Raw genomic sequence first — 2,611 nt, 5'->3', positions numbered from 1 at the left:
GGGTCCAGCAGCGGTTTGCGCGTGTGGGCGTGACCGATGCCTTCCTGCCCGACAAGTTCCAGTACGATCCAGCGTCGGACACATACACTTGCCCGGAAGGTAAGCGTCTGACGGCCCGCGACGGTCATGATCGGCCGGGACGAAGGCTGGTGCGCTACCAGGCCAGCAAGACCGATTGTCGGGTCTGTCCCAGCCGCCGCCAGTGCTGTTCTGGCAATCGCACTTACGGGCGCTCGATCGTGGTCACGCATGAGGATCCGGTGGTGAGCGCCTTCCGGGCTCGTCAAGCCAGTCCCGAAACACGGACCTTGCTGCGTGAGCGCGGGCGCGTGGCGGAACTGGTCAATGCATGGCTGAAGGAGAAGCTTGATCTCCGTCGCTTTCACGTGCGTGGGTTAGCGAAGGTCGGCACCGAGGCGCTCTGGGCGGTGTTGACCTACAACGTCCAGCAATGGATCCGGCTGCGGTGGCGGCCGCGGCTCGTAGCACGCGCAGCGTGAAGAAGGCAAATCGGCAGGTGCTGACGTCCCAAGGTGTGCCCCTTACGGAATAGATCTCCCGCATAACGACCGCCCGTCCGTTCTCACCGACATCGTGGGAGAGTGGTGAGTGTGAAGTGACGCCAGCTGGCCTGCTGAAGGGCGTTCACAGATGGATCGTGCACTATTCGCCCGAATTGCTCGAGCAGTTCAATAAACGCAAGAGAGTGGTCACCGGGAGGTGGCACATGGACGAGACGTACATCAAAGTCCGGGGGCGTTGGATGTATCTCTACCGCGCCACCGACAGCAATGGCGACACAGTCGAGTTCTGGTTCAGTGAGCGACGTAATCTGACGGCCGCCAAGTGGTTCTTGCGCAAGGCACTCAAGCGTCATGGCCGGCCCGAGCGAATCGTCATCGACGGCAGCCAGACCAATCGCGAAGCGATCCTCGCCTGCGATACGGCAAACCGACTGCAGGATCGGTCAAGGCGTGAGCTCAAGCCGATCCGGATCCGGCAGAGCCACTACTTGAATAATCGCATCGAGCAGGATCATCGGGCTATCAAGCGGCGGATCCGGCCGATGCTCGGCTTCAAGTCCGCCGGGAGCGCTCGTATCATTCTGGGCGGGATCGAGATGGTTCACATGATGCGCAAAGGACAGGCGAAGTACGCCTCCAATTCAAATCTATCGCTTGCAAAGCAGTTCGAACTGCTCGCCGCATGACGCGGAGCGAAGTTCGTTACCTTCCCTTCAACTTCAGTCAGGATTTGCGACAGAGCCGCCACAATTGTCCTCTCAACGCCGTCGAATACTTAATCGAGGCATCGGGTATTCTTTCCCAAGCCGGTTTCGCACAAGCTTCGAGAGCTATCTTCGATCGGCCTGAACCTTGCGCGCTATGGGGGCGTGCGCCTCCCGTGGCGATGCGGGCAGGTCATTGATGGACGATGCGTTTTCTCAATAATCTGAAACTGATTTTCAAGTTGGCGATCCCAACTGTAATCTTTGTCGCCATCACCATCGGATTGGTTGCTCTTGCAAAGATCGACCTCGATGCCCTCTCCGAGGACACGAAGGAAGTGGCGCACGTTGATACGGCCCGTCTGACCACCCTCCTCAAAATGAACGCCGAGATCAATGAGGCCAGCATTCAGGAGAAGAGCCTGATCATCTATTCATCCGCTGAAGCGGACAAGATGAAGAGCGCGGAGAAGGTTTACCAGCAGTACAGAGCGCAGGCCCTACAGCATGCCGATGAACTGATTGCGCTTTCCGCAACTACCGAACGTCGGGCCATCACCGAGAGCCTGAAGGCTGATATCCTCAAGTACTTCTCCCTTACAGATCGAAGCGTTGGACACGCCTTGCGCGACGAAGACTCGCACGCGCTTGAGATCGCCAATGGGGAAGGGCGCGACGCTCGCCGCAAGCTGCGTGACCTGCTCAACGAGCGCGTGGACGTTAATCAGAAAGCTCTCGATGCAGCGGTTGAGCACGCTGAGGAACTCGCCTCCTCGACCGCGGCCACGTTGATTGTCGTCTCGGCCTTTGGCATCCTCGTGGCGCTTGCCCTGCTCGGGTCGATTGTCGTGTTCGCCGTCGTGCGCCCGCTCGGCGCGATGACGTCTGCGATGGGCCAGTTGGCGAATGGCGATCTCTCTGTGACTGTGACCGGCACCGAGCGCAAGGACGAGGTCGGCGCACTGGCCCGCGCGCTGCAGGTGTTCAAGGACAACGCCCTCGAAGCCCGCCGCCTCGCCGCCACGCAAGAAGCCGAGAATCAGACCAAGATGCGCCGGGCCGAAATGCTCGATCATCTGACGAAGCGGTTTGAGATGAACGTCTCGGCCCTGACGCAGGGCCTGGCCTCGGCGGCGACCGAGATGGAGGCCACCGCCGGCTCGATGACGGCGATTGCCGGCCAGACGACGCAGCAATCGGTCACCGTCTCCTCCGCCGCCCAGCAGACCTCGGCCAATGTGCAGACCGTGGCGGCGGCGACCGAGGAGCTGTCGATCTCGATCCGCGAGATCGCGTCTCAGGTGGCGCAGTCGTCGCAGATCGCCGAGCGGGCGGTGCAGGGCGCGCGCCGCACCGATGCGGCGGTGCAGGATCTGGCCACCA

The 2,611-nt window shown here is 61.0% G+C and carries 2 protein-coding genes and 1 pseudogene; all 3 read left to right on the top strand.

Annotated elements, in window-relative coordinates:
* Positions 1–500: transposase (locus tag ACS5Q1_RS47520; protein WP_473104725.1), on the top strand; the 500-nt coding region annotated here is incomplete at its 5' end.
* A gap of 143 nt (positions 501–643) precedes the next feature.
* Positions 644–1,210 (top strand): annotated as a pseudogene (locus ACS5Q1_RS47515) (IS6 family transposase); the annotation flags it as partial.
* Between the two features lie 224 nt (positions 1,211–1,434).
* On the top strand, positions 1,435–2,611 hold a 1,177-nt coding region (locus ACS5Q1_RS47510; RefSeq protein WP_473104724.1), incomplete at its 3' end, for a HAMP domain-containing protein.

The organism is Microvirga sp. GN3 (genome assembly GCF_055792825.1).
Note: the sequence above shows the minus strand (reverse complement) of the source record. Positions and strands in the feature narration are given on the sequence as shown.